A 24356-nucleotide genomic window follows, 5' to 3' on the forward strand; every position below is an offset into this window, starting at 1 on the left:
TTTGCTGTATATCTGTCAATAAAATGTTTTCAATCTGGAATTATGGAGTTGATCTTTTTGTTTGCCATACAACTCGCGACTCAAAAGCCGTTGATATGTAAATATAATGAAAGCGATAATGCGCATTATCGCCTTCACTTTTTTTATTCGTGTATTTAATAATTAGAACTTGAACAGACCGTCCAGCAGATCCTTCGCCTGATTTTGCAGCACATTTCCAAGAATATCTTCGTCCTCACCAATGAGATCATCGAGTACAACAAACTCTTTATTGAAACGTGATTTCTGTTCATCGAACATCGCCTGCAGTTTTCTCTGCTGCTTCTGAATTTCCTGGTTCAGTTGATCTTTATATTTCTGTAATTCCTTATCCACTTTTGCACGGAGTTCCTGTTTTGCGAGATCAAGCTCCTGTTGGAATACATCCTTTGCAGCATTGGTCAGCATTTTATCAAGATTGCTGGTGAGTGTGAACTGAAGAGGTTGTTCCCTTTCCTGCCACAGTTTAGCTTTGAAGTCAATAGTAGTAATCGAAGCTGCCAGATTCTCACTAATACGCACCAATCGCTTATCCATATCCTGATTCCTGGGTGATGGAGTAAACTGCACTTTATCTGCAACAAAATCAATCCTTGTTTCAAACTCTGGACGATGCAATAACATTCTCGCATCGATTTTTCCAGAGCCACTCTCAAGTCTACTCGGCAGCAGAGGAGTATTGCTAAGCTGGATATTCTTCATCGGAAGATTGCTCATCAATATGGTAAGTTTCTCTTCACTCTGCTCAAAACGGTAATCAAAAGTCAGTTCAATATCGAGCTGTGCATTATCCTGACGAATCGCCTTCGCAGCAAGTACTGTTGGGGCATCGATCAATTTCTGGTCGCTTGTGATATTTGATACTACACCGGAGAATGCAGATCCGGTTTCTGTTGTACTTGAAAAATCGATCTTCTTTATCCAGAAGGATGGAAACATGGTTCCCGGCTTAGGCGGATACGTGATATTTTGACCTGTCGATCTGGGCTTCTTTTCTTTCTTGGGCTTACCGTCTTTTTTCAGTTTATCCAGAATTGCTTTCCCTTTGCCGACATACTCAATGACTTTGTTCACCTTATCGATAACCTGTGTGCCAAATACGATCTTCCCCATATTCTCTGTTGAAAGATCCGGGAGTTTTGCATATGACAGAACCTTGTTCTTATCCTGATCGATCCAGTACGTTACCTCGCCGCCAAGGTTCTGCACAAGCCGCGAGTCATTATTGATGGCAAGCTGAATATCATCATATTGTTTCTTGTACCCATTTGCCTTATCGATAATCGTCTTGATGGTTGCCAGTGCTTGTTCTGCATCCTGTACAGTCTTGATATTGTTGATATCTAAGCTCTTTACCTGTGCTTCAAGTTCTTTAACATCTTCCTGATCCGGAAGATCTTCGATACGCTTTTCCCATTCATCATACTTCTGCTCATAGAGCAGTATGAGCGAATCTACTTTCTGCGGTGTCTTCATATCAGCCATTGCCATCAGACTGTCCACATTGAAGTCCTTATTAAATTGATCCAAATTCAAGACAGGCATTTGCTTCATTTCATCTTTGATCCCTAACTCAATATCCTTAATAAATTTCGGAGATTCCTTCTTTTCTCCCTCTTCTTTCTTCTTTGGTTGCCACTTTTTAGGAAGCGATCCATCAGTCGTCCGCTCTGTATTGAAGGCAACATCACTCATCTGCAGGTTCTCAATCACGAATTTCTTCTTAAGAAGCGGAGCAAATGCAAGATTGAACTCCGTGAATCCGGATTCAAAAGAGTTCTCCCACACATTATCAGGATTCGTTACCCGCAGTCTATCCCATGATAATCGTAAGCTGAAAAGTGAGAAATCCAGTCCGTCAAATTCAACCTTTGCTCCAACCATCTTGCTGCCAATCATCTCCATCTGTTTCTCAAGCCAGCTATCCGTGAATATGAGAGAAATAACGACAATAATGATCGCAAGTACGAGCAAGAATATAATTCCTTTTACGCGCATCTTACCCTCCTACAACTTTAATCTTCTTGTACAAACCAACAAGCTTGGATGAGGAGAGTACTTTGACGATCTTGAATTTCTTAACTCTGACAGAAAGTTTATTCCTGTATACCAAAACGAGTTCTTTTATCAAAAAAAATACAGGAACAATCAGCAAAATCGCACAGATCAATCCACCCATGACCACAGTATTATTAAATCGTGTATAAGGCAGTATCGGAGCATTATAGACGCCGGTCCATAATTTTTGAAGAAATGCTATCTGCACGAGCACCCAATACCCGATCGAATGAAATAAACCATCCAGTAAATATCCCAGCAATCCGCAAAGGGCAAAAGATACGATCGCCATGGTAATATTCACATTCAAAAGAATGATAAGGAGAATGATCAGTATTTTAAACAGACTGAATCCCGGAATGAAGCCGAGGAACATACCGAGCACGAATCCCCATGCAAGCTGCGCCGGTGATGCTGCTGATTCCAGAAGTTTAATGATCTTAGAAATAAATTTTAGTATGATCATGATCAGATCCTGTTGAGTTTTTTATTTTTGAAATATTTAGGAATTTTATTGTCAATGAATAAGGTTTGGGAACAATCATCAATGTCCAATATCCAATTATCGATAATGACGCTAAGAGTGAACATGTTCAGCCTGAAATACATAGAACCAGTTTTTATGAATAGCCTTGCACGTCATCTCAGGTATAAGACATTTTTCTAGGCACATCCTCCTCTCTGCTTTCTAAAGCGAGAGGGTCAGAAAGCGATAATGGCCATTATGGCACTCTAATTATATATAAAATGAATAGATCCAAGATTTATCTCGGGAATTGTATTATAAAAAAACAAATCGGGTTTTAACCCAACAGTTATAAATTTCGGACTAAAGTCCTGATCTATTTTACTCTTCCTGTCCACGACTTAAAAGTCGTGGCTACGCATTTCTCCTCTGAAACAATTTCCCGCCTATTAAGAAAAGGCGTTAATAAATTTCTGAAATGAAGCGTGAAAAAAAGAAAAGCTGTGTGAGTGGGCGAGTTCTTTTCTTTTTAGCTGAATGAAAGAAATTTTAGACTTTTCTTGATCAGTGAGTGATTCTTTTGGTTCGTTTTCTCATCAAGGAGAAAATGAACATATATTTCCTAAGAATGTAGGACGCTAATCCCAAAAGGATTATGCATTCTCACTATCCACAACTTAAAAGTCATATCAATACAATAAAAATTTGACAAATAAAATTTAATCTCATAAAAGTAGTAGTATATTACTACTACTAAAAAAGGTAATGTATGAAAACACAAGATAAACTTGCTGACCTACTTGGAGAAATGGGCTTGTCTAATCTCGAAGCAACGATCTATATCTGGCTGCTGGAAAATAAACGCAGTACAGGATACAAGATCGCTACAAAGATCGGAAAACCTGTTGCCAATACCTACAAAGCACTTAAAAGTCTTGAAAGTAAAGGTGCGGTTGTCAGTGATAACACCTCCGGTACACTGTATTTTGACACCATCCCTGTGGAGCAGTTTCTCAACGCAATCGAAAACGAATTTATAAAAAAGAGAACACGGATCATACAGGAAGTTGATAAACTCGATGTCACGCAGGAGCCGGTCGGTATTTATGAATTGAAATCCGGTGAGCTTGTGTATGAAAAAGCACTCAACATGATAAAAACCGCTGAACACAATCTCCTGATCGACTGCTTCCCCGTGCCGCTTACCAAGATCAAATCCCATATTCTCAAAAGAAAAAATGACAGCACAGACATCTACCTCAAACATTATGCTGATGAGGTCATCGAAGGCATACATACGATCAAAAAAACCGAATCCGACATTGTACTCGATGAACTTCAGGGGCAGTGGATGATCATCATAAAAGATGCAGCAGAAATACTGATCGCTTTTTTTGACCGATCCGGAGAAGAAATGATCCACAGCGTATGGATCCAGGATGCGTTCATCTCACTCGTTCACTTCAGCGGCTCGATCATCGAATGCGCCCTCTCCGAAATCCTTGCAAAAGTATATGACAATCCGAATGCGACCATCGACTCGATCAAGAAGATCGTGCAAAGTTACCAGCGCATCTTTTCCTATTTTACAATCGCAGAAAAAAACATATTCAGGAGTAACTCATGAAAAAAACAAATGCAACACGTAAACGTATCATTTCAGTACTCGCGCTCGTGTGCCTGATCCTTTCATTCACATCAATCCTACATGCTGAGCTTTTCCTGTGGGAAGTTCAGAAAGGAGATAACACTGCATACCTTCTTGGATCATTCCATCTTATGCCGAAAAGCGTTTATCCGCTCGATGAAAAGATCGAGTCATCATTCGACAAATCCGATGTACTGGTCGTGGAAGTGGACGCAACGGTGATGGACCAGAATGCCGTAAACGCCTTTATCGGGCAATATGCTGTGTATCAGGATACACTCACGCTTTCGCAAGAGCTTCCTCCGGAACTCTATGCAAGCATTGCAGAGAAATTTATTGAAATGGGATACACGGAAGCACAACTCAATAAGTTGAAACCATGGTTCGTCAGCTTGAACCTTGGGCTTTCAAGTCTGCAGCAACTTGATGTGGATGCCGGACTTGGGATCGATGTTTACTTCCTCAACAAAGCCCATGAACGGGGAATGAATATCCTCGAACTGGAAACCTCCACATCCCAACTGGAAATGCTGGCTTCCTTTCCGCAAGATATCCAGGTGGACTATCTGCAGTATTCGCTCGATAAATATACAGAAGCAGACTCAACATTCTACGAAATGCTCGATGCATGGCAGACCGGTGATACTGAGCGCACGAACAAACTCTCCCGGCTCAAAATGCTTGAGCTTGAAGACGAGATGCCAGGAATGGCAGAGTATTATGACCGGATGTTCTGTCAGCGCGAGGAAGAGATGGTCAAGAAGATCGACGGATACATGAATGATGAAGATGACCATACGTACTTCATTATTGTGGGCGCATTCCACATGGTTGGAGAAGATGGACTTATCAGACGTCTGGAAGCGAATGGTTATACCATAACCCAGCAAAAGGAGACCAAACATGAAGAAAAATAATCTACTAAGTGTTGGTGCTTTAATTATTGGAAGTGCAATTATCTGGGGTGCGGTGATCATCGGTGCCGCACCCATACTCAGAGGAACACCCTATAAAGACAGCATTACCAAACTTCTTTTGGGTGGTGTGATAACCCATTTTATATTGATCTGGGGACCGATGGCTGCGGCTATGAAGAAGGGGAATGAGGAAAAAATATTATAAAACGATGAAATCTTTATAGTATTAATTTACTTTAACCGACATCAAATCAGCTAAGGAAACAGCAAAGAATAACGCATAACGTGAATGATTATGAACACACATAATAAACAGCAGCAAAAGAAGTATCCGAAAGGTAGGATCATTGGAATATAGATGGCACTTAGTGTGGTAATTTTCTCATGCATTGCTATTCCGCTGAGTATTGTTTCAGATAAATATGGCTTGATCGGTATTGGTCCTTCAATTGGTGTGGCAATTGGACTTGCGATCGGTCAATCGATTGAACAAAAGTATGAAAAACAAGGCATGATATGACCACTTGCGGAGCAAGAACGAAAGGCAACGCGATTCGGGATTACGACTGCTATTATAATATTCGTGGTTCTGGCGGTGATATTTCTTCTAAGGATTATCGTTTAAAGATGGTAATTAATTTTTAAACGTTCTTCAAGGCCATTTGGAAATTTAAAAGTTAATTTACCTCTAATAAATCTAGGTAATACTTTATGAATTATTCTGTGGTGATTTGGGCATACTATCATTAGGTTATCTGCATTGTTGTTTAGACTATTAATAAAGGGTTTGATATGATGTGATTCAGCTATTTTGCAGGAATAAACATCCAAAGCTGTATAACCACAAATCTGACATTTGTAATCATAAATGCTTTTAAGGTCATTTCCAATTTTCTGATTTAATTTTCTAATTTTAGCTAATCTATTTACAATTTCTAAATTTGCATTTTGATCTTTTCTATCAAGTATATTTTCGACCATTTCTTCCTGATAATCTTCTGTTTTTATTATTTTTTCTACATTTATTAATTCATCCGATGTAATACAATCCATTGCTAAAGTTTTATGTAAATCTGTAGTATAGAGCACAAAATACTCTTCATATTTTTTTGGGATAGAGATATACTTTTTCCCTGGATTATCAATTTGACTTCTTTTATACATTATTTGATTATAACTTTTTGAAAATTTATTTCTAAGATATTCTATAAAATCTTTATTAGTATCATATCTTATTTGAACAATATTTTTATGATCTGGATAAGTATTTTTATCAAACTTCTGATTTCTTGCAACAACATCAAATGAATGATTATCTACTATAATTGTAATAAATTCTGAATTACCTTGTGATTTAATAGGAGCTACTGAATTGAAAAATAAATTTTGTTTATCAACAGGAATAGTGAATCCTTGATTAAAAAAGGAATAAGTAACATTTTTCTTTAAAAGCATAAAACTCATTGAAACCTCCTAATATATTTTGCATATCATAAAGGGATGGATATCTATTTATTTATATGTTGGCTAGAGTCAAGTTTATTAATCATATACATTTTATCTTGACAATCTAATCCCCCATTCAAACCTATCCGGTATAATATCATTTCTTGCTGGAACTGGGCGGATTGATATCATTAAAGCTGCACATGGAACGTTTTTTATAATGTCATGTTACTTTCTTTGATAGGCAGAAGATTTACAGGTATGTTTTCTTATTATTACGTTTAATGAAACATTTTTTAAAGGAGAACTTAATGAAAAAAATTTTAGTGCTTTTACTCATGGTATCTTTCACGGCGTTTGTCTTTGCAGATATTTCAGCGGAATTTAATGAACAAATGGGAATAGACACAAGCTCTCAAACCGCATCTTCGGAAGTCCGCACTACGCGGGATATTCCTGCAGGCGGTCTTTTACTCATTCCGGATTCGGGTTCTGACCGGGTCATGGCTTTTTATCCTGATACAGGCAATCTTTATGATGCGGATTTTATCCCTTCAGATCCGACAAATCTCTCTACTCCCATTGCAGCAGCTCTGCATCCGGACGGACACAGCATTCTGGTCTCTGACCAGATAAAAGACGGATTGATAGAATATGACTTGAATGGTAACTTTTTAGGTTGGTTTGCACCTGCAGGGGGTCCGAATACTGCCATTCTGGATAATGTGCGCGGCTGGGGCGTAAAAGCTGACGGCAACATACTCGTTTGTAATGCAGGTAGTTCTGCGAATATCGATTGTGTAGCTGAATTCGATGAGAATGGTAATTACCTTGGCAATTTCATAGCCAATGGATCCGGCGGGCTTGACAGTCCGTTCTGTGTTTTGTATCGACCTCATAAAGACGATTACCTTGTTTCTGCCAGTTCAAGTAATGCGCTGCACCGGTATAATGCTTCAGGTACATATATCGATGATCTTGTTTCATCGATGCACTTTCCTGAGCAAATAGCAGAGGCAGCTTCCGGTAATTTACTTGTGGCAGGATTCAGCAATCCGAGCGGCTGTTATGAATATACCGACGGAGGCGTGTATGTAGGTTATTACGATGTTGTGACCGGATTGCGCGGTGTGTATGAGCTTAGTAATGGGAATATACTAGTTACCAATGGCTCAGGCGTGTATGAGATCAACAGGTCGAACCAGCTTGTATCCACCAAAATAACTGATGTTAACGGACGATTTATCTACTTTGCTGATGGTGGCGGAGCTGGTGTGGATGATCCGCAGGAGAAGACGCAGATAAAGAACTTCCCCAATCCGATGAAGGGTTCAACGACCATTTCGTTTTCGAATATGCAGGCTGCCGGAAAGACTGTTCATATTTACAATACAAAAGGTCAGCTGGTGAACGAACTTCCGATTTCGGGAAATCAGCTTTCGGTTGAGTGGAACGGAACCGGTTTTGATGGTTCGTTGGTTCCAAATGGGATCTATTTGTATAAGATCGATATCGGTGATCAGGTTGTTTCGAATAAACTGCTTCTGTTGAGATAATCAAACTCGTATTTATTGTTAAGCCCGAGCAGAAATGTTCGGGCTTTTTTTGAACCTCACCCTAACTCTCTCCTTTTGTCGGAGAGAGAATAAAGAAGTTGACATTGCGCATTATCGCATTCTAAAAATATATAACATGAATAGCCCCGTGCTTCGGCTAGGGGGTAAATGAGAAAAAACAAATCAGGGTTTTAACCCAAGAAGTATAAATTCTCGGACTGAAGTCCCAATTAATTTTGTTCTTTCCCTATCCACTACTTGAAAGTCGCGGCAATTCATCTTTCGATTTGTGCATTTAACTTCCCGTCTATTAAGAAAAGGTGTTAAGAAATTTCTTGCATGCTACGTTCAGAAAGAAAACTGTTTGAGTACTCCCGATTAATCGTTGGTGCGAGTTGTTTTCTTTTAGCTGAATGAAAGAAATTTTAGGCTTTTCTTGATCAGCGGGTGATTCTTTTGGTTCGTTTTCTCATCAAGGAGAAAATGAACATATATTTCCTTTGTATGTATGACTATAGCACCAAAAGGATTATTCAGGTGGTCAATTCACAAATTGACCATTAATTCTGACCTCACCATAACCTTTTCCTTTTGAAGGTAAGGGAATAAAAGAAGGCGATAATCGTCACTATCGCCTTCAGAAATATGTAAACGAAAGAACCGTTTATTCCATCAACTCAACATCAATAGTAACGGTCTGGCTCATGGGAAGACTCATAGCTTTTTCTCCTTTAACATTCGCCACACCATCACCACTTCCAGAAGAAACCATCTTTACAAGAACCCCCTGTTTATAATCGAAATACATAGTTTCTTTTCCTGTCATCTGGATTGCTGTATCAAATACAGCTCCCTGTTGTACCCCTGAGCTTGTAATGCTACTCGCGTAATCAACCTCGATCTTTGCACATTCGTGGTTGTTAACAAGTTCATATCCTGTAAGAGTATTTGCACTTGATATGATCAAGAAGGTACTCGTTCCGCCTTCGCTGATATCGATGGTATCAACATCAGTCCATTCGGTTCCAACATCAAGAGGATAGTCGGGCAAATTAGGGAAGAAATTTTTGAATTCATTAGCGAGAGATCGCTTTTCAGAATCCCCGAACGAATAGGTCAGGTCATCGGCACCCATAATGCCGATCTCTTTGCCCTGTTCGGTGATGGTCATCTCGAAACTTTTACCAACAAGATTATTCAAATTGGGAGTAAGATTGGTGCCCGGTGCAGTGATCTTCATGGAACCATCATTAATACGAATCTGAAGCTGGTATGCTTTTTCAGCGTAAGCAAGCTGGGTAATAGATAACTGGAAATCATTCAGAACGGTTGTCTTGATCGGAATTCCCTTCACGCTCATTGTCTGGAGAAAACCGGTCGACATTTTGTAATTGAATACCTTTCCTTCAGGCATGACATATTTAAGGACCGGTGGCTGAGCAGGAGGTGGAATCATCATTACTCTTGCAGCACATCCGCCTAACACGATAATTAAGAGAATAATGGTAATACAGGGTAATAATTTAGGCTGTTCTTTCATGGATATCTCCCTTATATTTTATGCTGATTTTGAGTGAATATAGTATGCAGATCATGTCAAGAAAAGTGTTTTGAATTAATTTCTGAATCAAATAAGGATAAAATCGTGATAACCTTATAAAGGTTTTAATCCAAAAGGTTGACCAAAAATTAGATTTCTTAAATATCGCTTTCAAATCATTGGAGAATGCAGTTGAAAGATAAGAACTGGTACCAGAAATCAGCAGAAGATATTTTTAGGATACTGAAAACATCAGATAAGGGACTATCCTCGTCTGAAGCACAATCCCGATTATCTGAATATGGTTCCAATGAGCTGAAAACCGGCAAAAAGATCTCCCCGATCATCAAGTTCCTCGCACAATTCAAAGATGTCTTTATGATCGTTCTGCTGGTTGCTGCCGGTTTGTCTTTTGTCATCAACAGCTACCGCGATGGTATCATCATGCTTGTCATTGTTGTCATAAATGCAGTGATCGGATTTTTACAGGAGTACAAAGCAGAGAAGATAATGGAATCATTGAAAAAAATGGTTCAGTCTCCTTCCAAAGTAATTCGCGATGGCAAGATCTCTGAAATACATCAGTCAAATCTCGTTCCGGGTGATATCGTCAGTCTCGATGAAGGTGATAAAGTCCCTGCAGATATTCGAGTTATCGAGTCTTTCAACTTACGCACAAATGATGTATCTTTGACCGGCGAATCCATGCCCCAGGAGAAACAGAGTAATACGATTGCTCAAACGTGCCAGCTTGCGGATCGGGATAATATGGTCTATCTGGGAACCACCGTCGTGTCCGGCAATGCCCGGGGTATTGTTGTTGCAACAGGCATGGACACAGAGATGGGAAGGATCGCTGCTCTTACGCAGGAAGAACAAAAATCGTCATCACCTTTACAAAAAGAGCTGCAGGTTGTTGCCCGTCGTTTAACGATCTTTGCAGTTATCATCGCAGCCTTTCTCTTTGCCGGAAGCGCTATTCAAGGACTTGGGATCAATTATGCCTTCATTTATGCTCTTGGTATAGCCGTGGCTGTGGTTCCGCAGGCATTGCCAATGCAGATCACCGTTGCTCTTACCCAGGGCGTACACAGGCTGGCAAAGGAAAACGCAGTCGTTAAAAAACTCTCTTCGGTTGAGACTCTTGGTTCGACCAATGTAATCAGCACAGACAAAACAGGCACCTTGACCAAGAATGAAATGACCGTTAAGGAGCTGTGGTTTTCAGATCGTTATTACACGATTACCGGACTCGGCTATAAGCCTGAAGGAAAAATACTGGAAAAAGATGGCAAAGAGCTGAGCCCTAAAGAGATCGATGAGCTTGAGATCATGCTGGACGCTGCTACAATGGCATCTAATGCAGACATACATCCCCCTGATGAAAATCATCATAACTGGTATCCTGTTGGTGATCCGACAGAAGCTGCACTGGTAACGCTTTCAACCAAACTGGGAACACATTCACCAACCGAAGATGAGGAAAATCCTGAGTTACATGAGTTTAGTTTTGATTCTATTCGGAAACGCATGAGTTCAATACGGAAATTCGACGATGAGCAGTTCCTCCAGATGAAAGGTGCCACAGACAGCATCCTTGCAGTAAGCAAGCATATCTGGCGAAACGGTAAGGCAGTTACAATCACCGATGAAGACAAGCAAAAGATCAAAGCAGTTAATGAAGAGTACTCCAGAGAGGCGATGCGGGTTATCGCGATTGCTTTCAGGAAGCTCGATGATAATTTGAAGGATTATGTTCTTGAAGATGTTGAGAAGGATGTAGTATTTCTAGGACTGATCGCCATGAGCGATCCACCGAAAGAGGGTGTGAAAGAAGCAATCGACAGTGCGCATCTGGCACACATCAGCACATTCATCATGACCGGAGATCATGCCATCACTGCTCAAGCTATCGGTAAAGAGATCAATCTTTCTGATTCGGGTGATGATGTACCGGTTATCACAGGTCAGGAATTCATAGAACTTTCCGATGAAGAGCTGGATCAAATCATGAATAATAATGATTCTCTCATCTTTAGTCGTGTTTCTCCCGAGGATAAACTGAGGATCGTCAAACTGCTCAAGAAACAGCACAAGATCGTTGCTGTTACAGGTGATGGGGTCAATGATGCTCCTGCGCTCAAAAGTGCGAACATCGGTGTGGCAATGGGTCAGATGGGTACAGATGTTTCTAAACAAGCGGCTGGGCTTATCTTGCTTGATGATAGCTTCCCCACGTTGGTAAAAGCTATTAGAGAAGGTCGAACGATCTATAATAACCTCAGAAAAACCGTGCTGGCTTCACTTACGAGTAACGGAGCTGAACTTGCAGTCGTGCTTCTTGGACTTCTTGGAGTTTCGCTTTTTAAATGGCCTATACCAATTCTTGCCATCCAGATCCTTGCAATCGATCTATTTGCTGAAATTCTCCCGCTTACCGCACTCACCTTTGATCCGGGTTCAAAAGAACTAATGACATCCCCGCCCCGAAGCAGAACTGAGCATATCATCAACAAGCGAACAGCAACTGAGATAATATTCCTGGGTGTTTTGATGGGCTTGCTTGCGTTCGGAAATTTCGGCTTGTTCATAAAGAGGATGGGCATGGAGCTGACAACCGATCATGTTCTGTATGCCAGAGCAACTACAGTCTGCTACACGACCATCGCTTTTACTCAGTTTATTAATATCCTTTCGCGGCGCTACGATCTAACATCAGTCTTCTCGAAAAATTTCTTCAACAATAAGAAAATGCTCTTTTCAATCGGTTTTTCAATATGTATTTGCCTTGTTGCGATCTACACCCCGGGATTTAATTCCTTTCTCTCCTTCGCACCTCTTAGTACTGGAGACTGGTTAACGATCCTTTGTACTTCAGCGATCTTTCTCTTTACGCATGAGATGATCAAGATTATTAAAAGGATGAAATTGAAAAAAGTTCAATCTTCGGATGCTATGTGATGGGTATCATGTAATGATTTTGTTTTGAGCAATTGAAGAATTAAATTTTTGAAAACCTTTACATTTTATAGACCTATAATTTTTTCTCCTCATTCTATCATAGAAAATTAATCTCAAGTATTGAGGATGACATGAAAGTATCTGAAAAAATAGATGAATTAAAGTTGAAAGAAGCTAAGATAAAAGAGATGGGTGGAACTGAAAGAATTGAAACGCAACATAAAAAAAACAAGTTGACTGCCCGTGAGCGTATCAACCTGCTCTTCGATGAAGGCACATTCCGTGAGATCGATATGATGGTAAAACACCGATGCACCAATTTTAATATGCTCGATACAGATATTCCAGCAGACGGTGTTATAACGGGTCATGGGCTCGTTCATGGACGCCCGGTATTTGCCTATTCGCAGGACTTCACGTGTCGTGGAGGTTCATTAGGAGAGATGCACGCCCATAAGATCGTGAAAATCATGGACCTCGCTATGAAAGCAGGTGTGCCGGTCATCGGGATCAGTGATTCAGGTGGTGCTCGAGTGGAAGAAGGCATCGATTCCCTGCGAGGTTACGGAGATATCTTCTTTAGAAATTCACGCGCATCAGGTGTTATCCCCCAGATTTCTTTAATCATGGGACCAACGGCAGGCGGCTCGGTGTATTCTCCCGCAATGACAGACTTTGTATTCATGGTCAAGGGCAGCAGTTATATGTTCATCACCGGACCGAGCGTCATTAAATCGGTAACAGGAGAAGATACAAACTTCGAAGACCTCGGTGGTGCTGTTGCAAATTCAACCAAGAGCGGCAATGCTCATTTTGCCTGTGAAAGTGATGAAGATGCAATTGAGCAGGTGAAAATTCTCTTAAGCTACATTCCGAATAATAATCTTGAAGATCCACCATCCGTTCTCATGGGTGATGATCCCAAGCGTATGTGCCCTGAACTTGATACCATTATTCCTGATAATCCCAAGGCAAGTTATGATATGAAAGATGTCATCCATGCGATTGTTGATCACGGAGAATTTGTTGAAATTCATGAACATTATGCAGAAAATGCTGTTATTGGATTTGGACGCTTAAACAACAGGACAGTCGGTATCATTGCAAATCAACCGCTTGTTCTTGCAGGATGTCTAGATATCAATGCTTCAGACAAGATCGCTCGGTTTATTAGATTCTGCGATGCATTTAATATCCCGCTTATCACCTTCGTTGATGTGCCAGGTTATCTGCCCGGCAGTGACCAGGAATGGGGCGGCATCATCCGTCATGGCGCAAAGATCTTATGGAGTTACTGCGAAGCAACTGTACCCAAATTCACTGTTACAACGCGTAAAAGTTATGGCGGCGGGTACATTGCCATGAGTTCCCAGCATCTTGGTGTGGATGGTCTGTTTGCATGGCCGACAGCAGAGATAGCAGTGATGGGTGCACCGGGAGCAGTAAATATTGTTGGCAGCTACAAAAAAGAGATCAAGGAATCTAAAAATCCTGAAAAAACCCAACAGGAAAAAATTGAAGAATACGAAACACTTTTCAATAACCCATATAAAGCAGCAGAACATGGCTATATCGATGCAGTCATTCAACCAAGTGAAACACGCGCACGCCTTATCGATGCCCTGGAAGTCCTTCATACAAAACGGGAAAACGTTCCTCCCAGAAAACACGGCAACATTCCTTTATAACTTCCCTGAAGAAACTAACTGTGGATAAATCAAAAAAGCTCCGTGCTGCAATAGCTGGTGTCCTGCAATTTCTTAAACAAGAAGAAGAGAGCAGCTCCGTCGTCACTAAAAAAAGTTCGTGGTCTCTCATCGGGAGAAAAACGATCATGCAGAATCAGATGCACGTTCAGCGGAGAAGTTTTCAAAGTAGAAATGTGAAAAGGTAGCAGTGCGTATGTGCAAAAGCGTGAAAGCGGCAAAGAGAAGATACAATAACTTCAAGAGTAAATTGAGCTATTGCTCAAGGATGTCTGATGCATAAGGATCTTGAAGCTTGGAAGTTAGGAATTGAACTCCTTATAAAGATATATGAAGTTACTTCTCAATTCCCTACATCTGAACAATTTTGTTTGAGATCTCAGACGCAAGAAGCTTCGGTGTTTGAAGATGTTGAAAAACTTCATCGCTCCTTATTGAATTTCATCAAATTTTTAAAGAATAATAATTTAATCTTAAGACGATATAGCGCATAAACGTATTTTCGCTTCAACGCTTCTGCGCTTTTATTTATAACGGAGATACTATGGACTTTGATAAACACGGCATACTTGAAGTGACGAAGATGGATTATTCAGCAAAGCGTTCCAAAGCTGCTAATCCGGTTAAAGTGCAGGATCTGAGTTTTCGAGACGGACACCAGAGTCTTTTTGCAACTCGCGGCAGGACCGAAGACATGCTCCCTGTTGCAGAGATGATGGATGAGGTTGGATTCTATTCCATGGAAGTGTGGGGTGGAGCAACCTTTGATACCATGCACAGATTCCTGAATGAAGATCCATGGGAACGGATCAGGACGCTGAAAAAATATATTAGGAAAACTCCTTTCTCCATGCTTCTTCGGGGGCAAAACCTCGTTGGATATAGAAACTATGCCGATGATGTGGTCGAAGCATTCGTACAGCGCGCATGTGATAATGGGATCGATATTTTCCGTGTTTTCGATGCACTGAACGATTTCAGAAACTTTGAAACAGCAGTCAGGGTCATCAAAAGGAACAACCGGCATTTTGAGGGTTCAATTTGTTACACACTGACCGAACCGCGTCTTGGCGGAGAGACATATAATCTCCAATATTATACAGAAAAAGCCCGTCAGCTTGAAGAATTTGGAGCAGACACGATCTGCATCAAAGATATGGCTGGTCTTATTTCTCCATATGATGCATATAATCTTGTAAAAGCATTGAAGAAACAGACGAACATTCCTATCCATCTTCACACACATTTCACCTCTGGTATGGGAGACCTCTCACTATTCAAAGCTATCGAAGCTGGGGTTGATATCATCGACACATGCATGGCTCCCTATGCATACAGAACTTCACACCCTGCCATCGAACCGCTGGTTGTCTCTCTCTGGGGAACGAATCGTGATACCGGTTTTGACATCAATAAACTGGTCGAAATCGACAGGGAGATGGAGAAACATATTCCCAAATACAAGCATCTACTCGACAATACCAAAAATGCGATCATCGATATCAATGTGATCTTACATCAGACCCCAGGCGGTATGCTGTCTAACCTTGTAAACCAGCTCCGCGAAATGGATGCGCTGGACAGACTCGAGGATGTGTTTGAAGCGCTGCCAAAAGTAAGAAAAAAACTTGGTCAGGTTCCGCTTGTGACACCAACTAGCCAGATCATCGGTATTCAAACGGTTAATAATGTGCTTTTTGACAAACGAGAAGGTAAATTCTCTCGTATCACTGAACAGGTCAAAGACCTCTGCTTTGGTCTGTATGGACAAACTCCTCTTCCAATTGATAAAAAAGTTCAGAAGAAAGCTCTCAAGAAATATCCCCGTGGCAAAAAGCCGATTACAACACGTCCCGGTGATTTACTCGAGCCGGAACTGCCAAAAGTAAAAGAAGATGTGAAATGGCTTGCGAAAGACATCGATGACGAAATCCTCTGTGCGATCTATCCTGTCACAGGAAAACGCTTCCTCCGCTGGAAATATGGACTTGAAGAAGTTCCTGACAATGTAAAACCGAAGACTCTCGAAGACATTGAAAAAGAGAATGAGATCATTCAAAAAGCCCTTTCCGGTGAAGTGGTACATAAAACCGAAAAAGAAAAACCCGCAAATCTGCGTTCCTTTGACGTGTATGTTGATGGGGAATATTTCAACGTTGAAGTAGCAGATCCAAGAGCTCCTCAGGTTAGAACAAGCACTCCAGCCCCAAAACCAAAACCAAGAAACGAGAAAAAGCCTCTTCATGTTGATGAATCCGGCTTACTCCGCGCACCGATTCCAAGCATGATATTCGAATACAGGAAAAAAGTTGGCGATGTCGTTAAAGCTGGTGAGACAGTTGTTGTACTCGAAGCAATGAAGATGTTCAACAACCTTGCAGCTCCCTGTGACGGTATTGTCAAAGAGATCAGGTTCAAAGCCGGTGAATCCGTGAAAAAGGGCGAAATTCTTTGTTATATTGAAAAAAGTAATAAGAAAAAATAATCAAGAACACACTTCTTAATTTATTACATAGATTTCACTATAAATCATGATCTATCCAAACTAGGTATTTCAGTCTCTAATTTCTTAAAAAATTCAGAACGATTTCATTTTTTCCTTGCATATTTTTTTAGTGTACATAGAAAGAGAATACAAAGGCGGTTTATATGTTAGAAAAAATTGGAATTTTTTTATGTCTTATGCTTTTTTCGACAAACCTCTGGGCTGAAACGCTTGAACCATCTCTTGCAGGCACATGGTATCCTGGTTCAAAAAAAGAACTAGAAAGTATGCTTACAAAGTTCTTTGATAATGTTGAGTTGGGTAAGAACAAGAATATTATCCCTTTTGGAATCATATCACCTCATGCCGGGCTTGTTTATTCCGGTCCGATCGCTGCGTATGGATACACACTCCTGAAAAATGGAAATTTCGATACGGTAATCATTATTGCAACAAGCCATCGATACAATGCAGGAAAGATCAGTATATACAGCGGAGATAACGTAAAATCACCGCTCGGTTCATCAAAAGTAGATAAAGAGATCGCTCAAAAAATTCTTGCATCGCATACTGATTTCGAATATATACCGCAGGTCTTTACTGATGGCGAGAACAGCTTCGAAACACAACTTCCCTTTGTACAATACCAGCTCCCAAACGCTGAGATCGTTCCTATTATGACAGCGACAAATGATTATTCGCTCCTCAATAATCTTGCACATGCGCTCATTTCAATTATTGAATATTCCGACAAGAAGATCGCGCTGGTTGCAAGTTCGGATATGGCACATTTCCATCCTTACAAGCAAACTGTAGATATGGATCGTCACACGATCGATGTGATCCTGAGCATGGATGAAGAAGAACTGAAAAAAGAAGTTGCTCGGGGAAAATGTGAGATCTGCGGATTCCACTCGATCTATCCATTTATGAAAGTTATGAAATACTTCGGTGCTGACAAACCGATCATGCTCGCTTACCAGAACTCAGCTGACATTACTGGTGATCAGTACTCGGGACATATCGTTGGATATTCCTCGATCATTTTTCCTGAACCGGAGACTGGTATTCAGAACAAAATAACTGAAGAAGAAGGTGACGTGTATACGACTGAAGAAAAAAAATATCTCCTCGATCTTGCGCGAAAAAGCATTGTATATTATCTTAAAAATGGGAAACGTATGCAGCCAGAAAAACCAGATAATTCAAAATTGACCGAAGATCGGGCAGTATTTGTCACATTGAATGAATTTGGAGACCTGCGTGGTTGCATCGGGCACATGGATGCGCAGATGCCGCTTTATCAAGCTGTTTCAAAAATGGCTGTTTCTGCTGCTGTCGAAGATCCTCGCTTTACGAAAGTAAAAGAAAAAGAACTTCAAAATATTACCATAGAAATTTCAGTGCTGTCACCTATGGAAAAGATAACGGACTGGAAGCAGATACGCATGGGTATCGATGGGGTTTGGATCAGAAAAGGATGGCAAAGCGGTGTTTTCCTGCCCCAGGTTGCCACTGAAACCGGTTGGGACAGAGTGACATTCCTTGAAAATCTGTGCGCTCATAAAGCCGGTCTGCCCCGAGATGCATACAAAGATCCGAGTACAGAAATTTACATTTATCAGGTAGAGAAGTTCAGCGAAGAAGAGTTAGATTAATCTTTGAAAAATTCTTCATATTCAGGAAAATAGAAATCCTTCGATGCTCGCTTCTTTGAGAACGTGAAATAGGTTACGTATCCTTCTGCGCAAAGGGTATCATCAGCATCGAGTAACCGGACATAAACTGTATAGAGATTCCTTCTTATTTGATGCATTTTCGCACGAAGGGTGATGGTTCCTCTATTCACATATGCTGCTTTTTTGTACTTAACTTCAAGTTTTGATGTAACACCGGCTGTTCTTCCCTTGATCAAAACCACCCAGCTTCCGATCTCATCGATGAGGGCTGATTGGATGCCACCATGGAGCACATCTAAATAACCCTGAAAAAAATCCTTTGGTTCCCAGAAGGAAACAATTTCATCCTCGTCTTCAAAAAAAGTCAACTGTAGTCCGCACTCATTATTGGGAGCACATCCAAAACAGTTATAACCATCATATTTTTTATAAGGATTTAAAATTTCTCGCATAATACCTGCTTTCTTTGCATAAGAAATTTTTACGATGAAATTCTTTTCAAGTTTTTCTCATTACCTTGACGAAAAATATCAGCACATTTCACTCTCTGTGGAAAGTTGAATTTGATGAAGAACACGAAAGCAAAACTCATTGACGGTCCAATTGGTAAGCTGCTGATCAAACTCACAGCTCCTATGATAATCGGCATGCTCGGTATGGTTGCATTTAATCTGGTTGACACCTTTTTTGTTGGCAGATTGGGTGCAACACAGCTCGCAGCGCTGAGTTTTACATTTCCCGTAGTACTAATAGTAAACAGCATAGCCCTTGGTATTGGTATGGGTGCATCAGCTATCATTTCACGAGCCATTGGTGAAGGAGATACGTATAAGGTGCGTAGGATTACCACAGACAGTCTTTTGCTTGCAGTTGTACTCGTTTTTATTTTTGTCAGTATCGGTCTTTCGACCATCGGTCCGCTTTTCCGGCTTCTGGGTGCCACTGCGCAGACACTCCCCTATATCAAACAATACATGGGGATTTGGTATTACGGTATGTTCTTCGTGCTGATCCCGATGGTTGGCAATAATGCGATCAGAGCAACTGGCGACACGAAAACACCCAGTGCGATCATGGTTGTGGCAGTGATCATGAACTTTATCATGGACCCGATGCTGATTTTTGGCTTAGGACCCTTTCCTAAGTTAGGAATCCGTGGTGCAGCAATCTCAACTGTAATCGCTCGTTTCAGCGCTTCGGTAGCTGCCACATGGGTTCTGGTTCGCCGGGATCGAATGGTAACCTTTGAAAAAGTATCCGTTAAAGAAATCTTGGCATCTTGGAAATCAGTTCTCTATATTGGTATACCTATAGCCGGTGCCCGTATGATCCTCCCTCTTTCTGTTGGTGTAATGACCCGTATCATATCTTCATACGGATCCAAAGCTGTAGCAGGATTTGGTGTGGCATCGAGGATTGAATTCTTTGCACTCGCAGTTATACGAGCTCTCTCTTCTGTATTCGGACCTTTTATCGGACAGAATCTTGGCGCCCGTTTGTTTAATCGTGTAAAAAGGGGACTTCGACTGGCTGAGATATTTTCTCTCATCTGGGGATTTGGTTCTTTTATCATACTTTTTGTATTTGCCAGACCAATCGCAGGAATATTCAACAAAGATCCAATGATCATTGAAACGATCGTGAAATATCTCTCGATCGTTCCCCTTGGTTACGGCTTACAGGGAGTTCTTCTGCTTTCCAATGTATCTCTTAATGTTCTGCAAAAACCCTTTCATGCTGCCGGGCTTGTTACCATACAGATGTTTGTGCTTTATATTCCCCTTGCTTATGTTGGTTCACTCATCATGAACATTCAGGGAGCATTCATCGGCATTGCTGTTTCTTATTGTGTTGCAGGAATTATCTCTCATTTTATTGCGGTTGATCATATTAGAAAAGCAGAAAAGGAGTTAATGACTGATAAGTAATCGGATTAATTCCAACATAAAAAGTACTATTTTATATTTTTTTAAAAGGTTGACAACCACATCAAGGTTTTAAAATCCAAATAACTTTTTAAAGTGAAAAAACACAAGGAGCAAAAAAAAATGAAGATTATTAAAATCGCGCTCATTGTCATTATGGTTGCTTTGCTTTCTTTTTGTAAGACAACAAGCAATTCTAATGACAAGCCAAACCCTCCCTCAAATCCAACTCCAGCAGATGGATCAACAAATGTCGCAGTAAATACTGATTTAGAATGGGAATGCACAGACCCCGAAGGTGATCCACTCACCTATGATGTGTATCTTGGAATCGACCCAAATCCCGGTGCAGCTGAACTTGTTGCCCAGAATATAGCTGCAACGCTTTTCGACCCGGGTGCGCTTAATTATGTAACAAAATATTTCTGGAAGATCGTTGCTGACGATGATTCAAAAAGCACACAAGCCGGACCAATATGGGAATTCACAACAACTGGTTTTACTGAAGAATTTAACGATGTTGCTTATAACTTCGTTGCCGAAGATGGAAGATGGTACACCTTTGGTGGCAACTTGGTTATGGAAGGAGCTGAAAATGATTCCTGGGCAAGCGCTTATTATAATCAGCAGTTTTCAGATTACACGTTCGAAACCCGTGTTGCTAGAATTGAAAGCGTTATAACCCAAGGATATACTTTTGGTTTGTTCTTTAGATCAAATGGATTTATGAGTTATGATACAAAATCCGCCGACGGTTATCTCCTCAGTATTGATGCATGGGGTGAATATAGTGTATGGCGTATAGAAAGTGGTGTTGAAACAGAAATCATCCCTTGGACATATACAGTAAATCTTGGCTATGGTCTCAATGCTTTCAGTAAGGTTAAGATTGTTGCAAATGGATCAAACTTTGATATCTATTTCAATGATGTCTGGACTGACAGCTTCTCTGATGCGACATTCCCAACTGGCTATGTTACACTTACCACCTGGGATTCAGTTGATGGAGACAATGAAATCTGGTGGCAGTACTACTCTGTAGCTGCACCTGAAACTGTAAAAGGTACTTCAATACATCATACTCCTGTGCAATCTGATAATTCATCTGCACATTCACCAAAATAATTCAAGTAATGTAAAATTTTCAACCCGGTGGTTTCTGCTACCGGGTTTTTTTATGATAAAAAATTGACTATATTTACAAAAAATACTTACAATACAGACAAAGTTAGGAGGTCCTATGCTATCTAAGTTAAAGCATATTTTACAAAAAGCAGATGCAGATTATGCTGACATTCGATACGAGATCAAAAAGAACACTCTCATTACGATCAACGGGAAGGAACTCTCAAATATCGGATCAACAACAACGGATGGTTATGTCATTCGTGTTCTGAAAAACGGCGGATTTACATCTGTTGCGTTCACACGGGAAGCCGATGCGGAAAAAGCACTCAAAACAGCAGAAGAAAACGCAGAACTCATTGGCAACACAATTGAGAAACCTGTTAAACTTGCCCAAGTACCAATCATCAAAGACACATTCATCCCTGAGTTAAAAGACGATCCAAGAGACATTTCTATCGAAGAGAAGCTTTCACTTCTGCGACATTATAATGACATTCCCTTATCTAACGAAAAAGTAGCAATGACCAATATGCGTTATTTTGAAGTGACAAGGGAGAAATATTTCTTGTCTTCAGAAGGAGCTGAAATCCACGAAGATCTCATAACAACCGGCATTGGGGGAGGTATTACAAGCAAAGAAGGAAATCTTGTACAAAACTTGCGCATCGGTGCCGGCGGTAGTGACGGTTTCTATACACTTCGAGACCTTGAAAGCAAATTTGAAGATAGAACGAAAATCGTGGTTGACTTGCTCAAAGCTGAACCGGTCAAAGCAGGTTCATATAATTGTATTCTGAACCAGGGACTGGCAGGCGTTTTTGCACATGAAGCATTTGGTCATTTCTCAGAAGCCGATATTGTTGAGTCTTTACCTGCAATGAGAGAAAAAATGCAGATCGGGAATAAACTTGGAAGTGATGTACTCTCGATCACTGATAATGCGACCCTTCCGAACCAGCTTGGTTTTTATAAATATGATGATGAAGGAGTCGCTGTTCGAAAAGTGAACCTTCTTACAAATGGTGTGCTGACCGGCAGACTGCATTCTCGAAGAACTGCAGCAGAATTTGGAGAACCAATTTCCGGACACTGCGTTGCTGAGGATTATCGCTATGCTCCAATTATAAGAATGGGAAATATCTTCATCGAACCAAAAGAGAACACATTCGAACAACTCATGGCAAAACTTGGTGACGGTCTGTATATACTCGATCCTAAAGGTGGACAGACCTCAGGGGAGAACTTCACCTTTGGCGCTCAGTACGGTTACTTTGTGAAAAATGGGAAAAAGGATAAGATGATCCGAGACATCAACATGTCAGGCAATCTCTATCAAACACTCAAGGATATCACGTCGATCGGAAATGATCTTGAATTAAAACAAACTGGCGGATGCGGCAAAGGGCAGACCAATATCCGATCCTGCCATGGAGCACCGCACATCCTTGTAAAAAATGTCGTAATAGGAGGTGTCTAATGGAAAAGTTACTGGAAATGGCAAAAAAAGTCTGCGACCAGGCAGAGATTTATTACAACGAACCGAATTCATCGGAAGTAATATTCCAAAAAGGTGAACTTCATGACATCGAAAGTCAGTTGCAGTCGGGCATGGCACTTCGTATTATCAAGGACGGGAAACTCGGTTTCTCCTATACAAAGAATCTTATCGACCGAGAAGAATTCCTGCAAAATGCCCTGGATTCTCTTAAGGGTGGCGTAAAAGCAGAATATTCATTCCCTCTGACAAAAGACCTCCCGAAACTCAGCACATATAATCCCCGTATTGAAGAAGTGTCATCATCAAAAATGGTTGATGAATGCCAGAAGATCGCTGATGCAATACTCGCCAAAACCAATGCTGAATTAGAAATTGTGGGATACAAAGAGATTAACAACATCAAAATTCTCAATAGCATCGGCACAGATCTTCAAGGTAAATCTGGAACAAATGGCTACTGGATAAATGTTATCTATCCGGGCGGTGGTGCAGGTCTCGAAAGGGTGTATGATGAAAAAACACCATTCTCGCTCTCTCAAGATGAAGTATCGAAACTTATCGAGTTGTATAATAAATCATCCAAAGAAGTGAATATACAAAGTGGTAAAATGAAGGTGCTCTACATGCCGGGAAGTATGTATACGCTTCTCTGGCGTTTGAGCAGTGGGACAAATGCACAGAGTATTTTTGAAGATGTGTCTCCGATCAAAAAAGACATCGGTAAAAAAATCGTGAGTGAATTAATCACCTTCTATGATGATCCACTCGATGATTCTGTGACAGGAGCTCGCAGCTTCGACGATGAGGGTGTTCAAACGAAAAGAATGAATATCATAGAGAAGGGGGTCTTACGCTCATTCTTCTATGATCTGAACTATGGAAAGAAACTCGGCGTTCAATCGACAGGTCACGGTTACCGCTCATCCATGTGGGGAGGTGACCCCATTACGATGACTCCATCACCCCATCTTGGTCATCCCCGTTTTGAACTCGGTAATAAATCCTTTGAAGAACTCGTTGCAATGATGGACACGGGCATCATTCTCGATGGTGTCATGGGAGCTCATAGCGGAAATATCCCAAATGGTGATTACTCAGTCGGCGTCAGTCCCGGTTTGTACGTTGAAAAAGGTGAGATCGTCGGACGGGTCAAAGATGTTATGGTAGCTGGAAATGTATATGATACATTGAAGAAGGTAATTGCAATCGAAAATAAACTTCATTCCTGCTGGGGTGGTATAATGCCTGCCATTCTGTGTAATGATATTAGCGTTTCAGCAAAATAGGAAAAAAAAGAAGGAGTA

20 protein-coding genes are annotated in these 24356 nt (G+C 40.8%); 15 read left to right on the plus strand and 5 right to left on the minus strand.

The window, feature by feature from the left end; genetic code table 11:
- Positions 1-162: 162 nt before the first annotated feature.
- Together JW794_01730 and JW794_01735 are read right to left on the minus strand one after the other, a co-directional pair.
- Positions 163-2037, minus strand: coding sequence for a TIGR03545 family protein (locus tag JW794_01730; GenBank protein MBN2016846.1), 1875 nt, complete (start codon positions 2035-2037; stop codon positions 163-165).
- Position 2038: 1 nt separating this feature from the next.
- Positions 2039-2563, minus strand: a complete 525-nt coding sequence (locus JW794_01735) for a TIGR03546 family protein (GenBank protein MBN2016847.1) — start codon at positions 2561-2563, stop codon at positions 2039-2041.
- Positions 2564-3332: 769 nt separating this feature from the next.
- Between JW794_01735 and JW794_01740 the strand changes: the two genes are divergently transcribed.
- From JW794_01740 to JW794_01755, 4 genes are all read left to right on the plus strand, one after another.
- A complete protein-coding gene (locus tag JW794_01740) occupies positions 3333-4190 on the plus strand; it encodes a hypothetical protein (protein ID MBN2016848.1) in 858 nt (285 codons plus the stop codon).
- A complete protein-coding gene (locus tag JW794_01745; GenBank protein ID MBN2016849.1) occupies positions 4187-5128 on the plus strand; it encodes a TraB/GumN family protein in 942 nt (313 codons plus the stop codon). The genes JW794_01740 and JW794_01745 overlap by 4 nt, the downstream gene beginning before the upstream one ends.
- Complete coding sequence (locus JW794_01750; protein ID MBN2016850.1) at positions 5115-5333, plus strand: hypothetical protein; 219 nt, start codon at positions 5115-5117, stop codon at positions 5331-5333. Before JW794_01745 ends, JW794_01750 begins: the two co-directional genes overlap by 14 nt.
- Positions 5334-5486: 153 nt before the next feature.
- Complete coding sequence (locus JW794_01755) at positions 5487-5648, plus strand: hypothetical protein (protein ID MBN2016851.1); 162 nt, start codon at positions 5487-5489, stop codon at positions 5646-5648.
- Between the two features lie 101 nt (positions 5649-5749).
- Here JW794_01755 and JW794_01760 read toward each other — a convergent pair whose 3' ends face one another.
- Entirely contained in the window at positions 5750-6592 is an 843-nt protein-coding gene (locus JW794_01760) for an HNH endonuclease (protein ID MBN2016852.1), read from the minus strand.
- Positions 6593-6885: 293 nt separating this feature from the next.
- Between JW794_01760 and JW794_01765 the strand changes: the two genes are divergently transcribed.
- Positions 6886-8130: a T9SS type A sorting domain-containing protein gene (locus JW794_01765; GenBank protein MBN2016853.1), complete on the plus strand. Its 1245-nt coding sequence runs from the start codon at positions 6886-6888 to the stop codon at positions 8128-8130.
- A 664-nt stretch (positions 8131-8794) separates the two neighbouring features.
- On the opposite strand, the gene JW794_01770 is transcribed toward JW794_01765, so the two are convergent.
- Entirely contained in the window at positions 8795-9670 is an 876-nt protein-coding gene (locus JW794_01770) for a hypothetical protein (GenBank protein MBN2016854.1), read from the minus strand.
- 186 nt (positions 9671-9856) lie between these two features.
- Here JW794_01770 and JW794_01775 point away from each other — a divergent pair, with 186 nt between their 5' ends.
- From JW794_01775 to amrB, 6 genes are all read left to right on the plus strand, one after another.
- Positions 9857-12631, plus strand: a complete 2775-nt coding sequence (locus JW794_01775) for a cation-transporting P-type ATPase (GenBank protein MBN2016855.1) — start codon at positions 9857-9859, stop codon at positions 12629-12631.
- A gap of 131 nt (positions 12632-12762) precedes the next feature.
- On the plus strand, positions 12763-14319 hold the full coding sequence (locus tag JW794_01780) for a methylmalonyl-CoA carboxyltransferase (GenBank protein MBN2016856.1): 1557 nt from the start codon (positions 12763-12765) through the stop codon (positions 14317-14319).
- 20 nt (positions 14320-14339) lie between these two features.
- Complete coding sequence (locus JW794_01785; protein ID MBN2016857.1) at positions 14340-14525, plus strand: hypothetical protein; 186 nt, start codon at positions 14340-14342, stop codon at positions 14523-14525.
- An 87-nt stretch (positions 14526-14612) separates the two neighbouring features.
- The gene (locus tag JW794_01790; protein ID MBN2016858.1) at positions 14613-14831 is read left to right on the plus strand and encodes a four helix bundle protein; all 219 of its coding nucleotides are present in this window, start codon (positions 14613-14615) and stop codon (positions 14829-14831) included.
- A gap of 50 nt (positions 14832-14881) precedes the next feature.
- The gene (locus JW794_01795) at positions 14882-16822 is read left to right on the plus strand and encodes a pyruvate carboxylase subunit B (protein MBN2016859.1); all 1941 of its coding nucleotides are present in this window, start codon (positions 14882-14884) and stop codon (positions 16820-16822) included.
- Between the two features lie 164 nt (positions 16823-16986).
- Positions 16987-18480: an AmmeMemoRadiSam system protein B gene (gene amrB / locus JW794_01800; GenBank protein MBN2016860.1), complete on the plus strand. Its 1494-nt coding sequence runs from the start codon at positions 16987-16989 to the stop codon at positions 18478-18480.
- Here amrB and JW794_01805 read toward each other — a convergent pair.
- A complete protein-coding gene (locus tag JW794_01805) occupies positions 18477-18953 on the minus strand; it encodes a PaaI family thioesterase (protein MBN2016861.1) in 477 nt (158 codons plus the stop codon). The genes amrB and JW794_01805 overlap by 4 nt on opposite strands.
- 114 nt (positions 18954-19067) lie before the next feature.
- Between JW794_01805 and JW794_01810 the strand changes: the two genes are divergently transcribed.
- From JW794_01810 to JW794_01825, 4 genes are all read left to right on the plus strand, one after another.
- Positions 19068-20429, plus strand: coding sequence for an MATE family efflux transporter (locus tag JW794_01810; GenBank protein ID MBN2016862.1), 1362 nt, complete (start codon positions 19068-19070; stop codon positions 20427-20429).
- A gap of 120 nt (positions 20430-20549) precedes the next feature.
- Positions 20550-21551: a hypothetical protein gene (locus tag JW794_01815; GenBank protein ID MBN2016863.1), complete on the plus strand. Its 1002-nt coding sequence runs from the start codon at positions 20550-20552 to the stop codon at positions 21549-21551.
- A gap of 115 nt (positions 21552-21666) precedes the next feature.
- The gene (locus tag JW794_01820; protein ID MBN2016864.1) at positions 21667-23031 is read left to right on the plus strand and encodes a TldD/PmbA family protein; all 1365 of its coding nucleotides are present in this window, start codon (positions 21667-21669) and stop codon (positions 23029-23031) included.
- Positions 23031-24338, plus strand: a complete 1308-nt coding sequence (locus tag JW794_01825; GenBank protein ID MBN2016865.1) for a TldD/PmbA family protein — start codon at positions 23031-23033, stop codon at positions 24336-24338. The genes JW794_01820 and JW794_01825 overlap by 1 nt, the downstream gene beginning before the upstream one ends.
- Positions 24339-24356 lie beyond the last annotated feature (18 nt).

The organism is Candidatus Cloacimonadota bacterium (assembly GCA_016932035.1).
Classification (GTDB): domain Bacteria; phylum Cloacimonadota; class Cloacimonadia; order JGIOTU-2; family JGIOTU-2; genus Celaenobacter.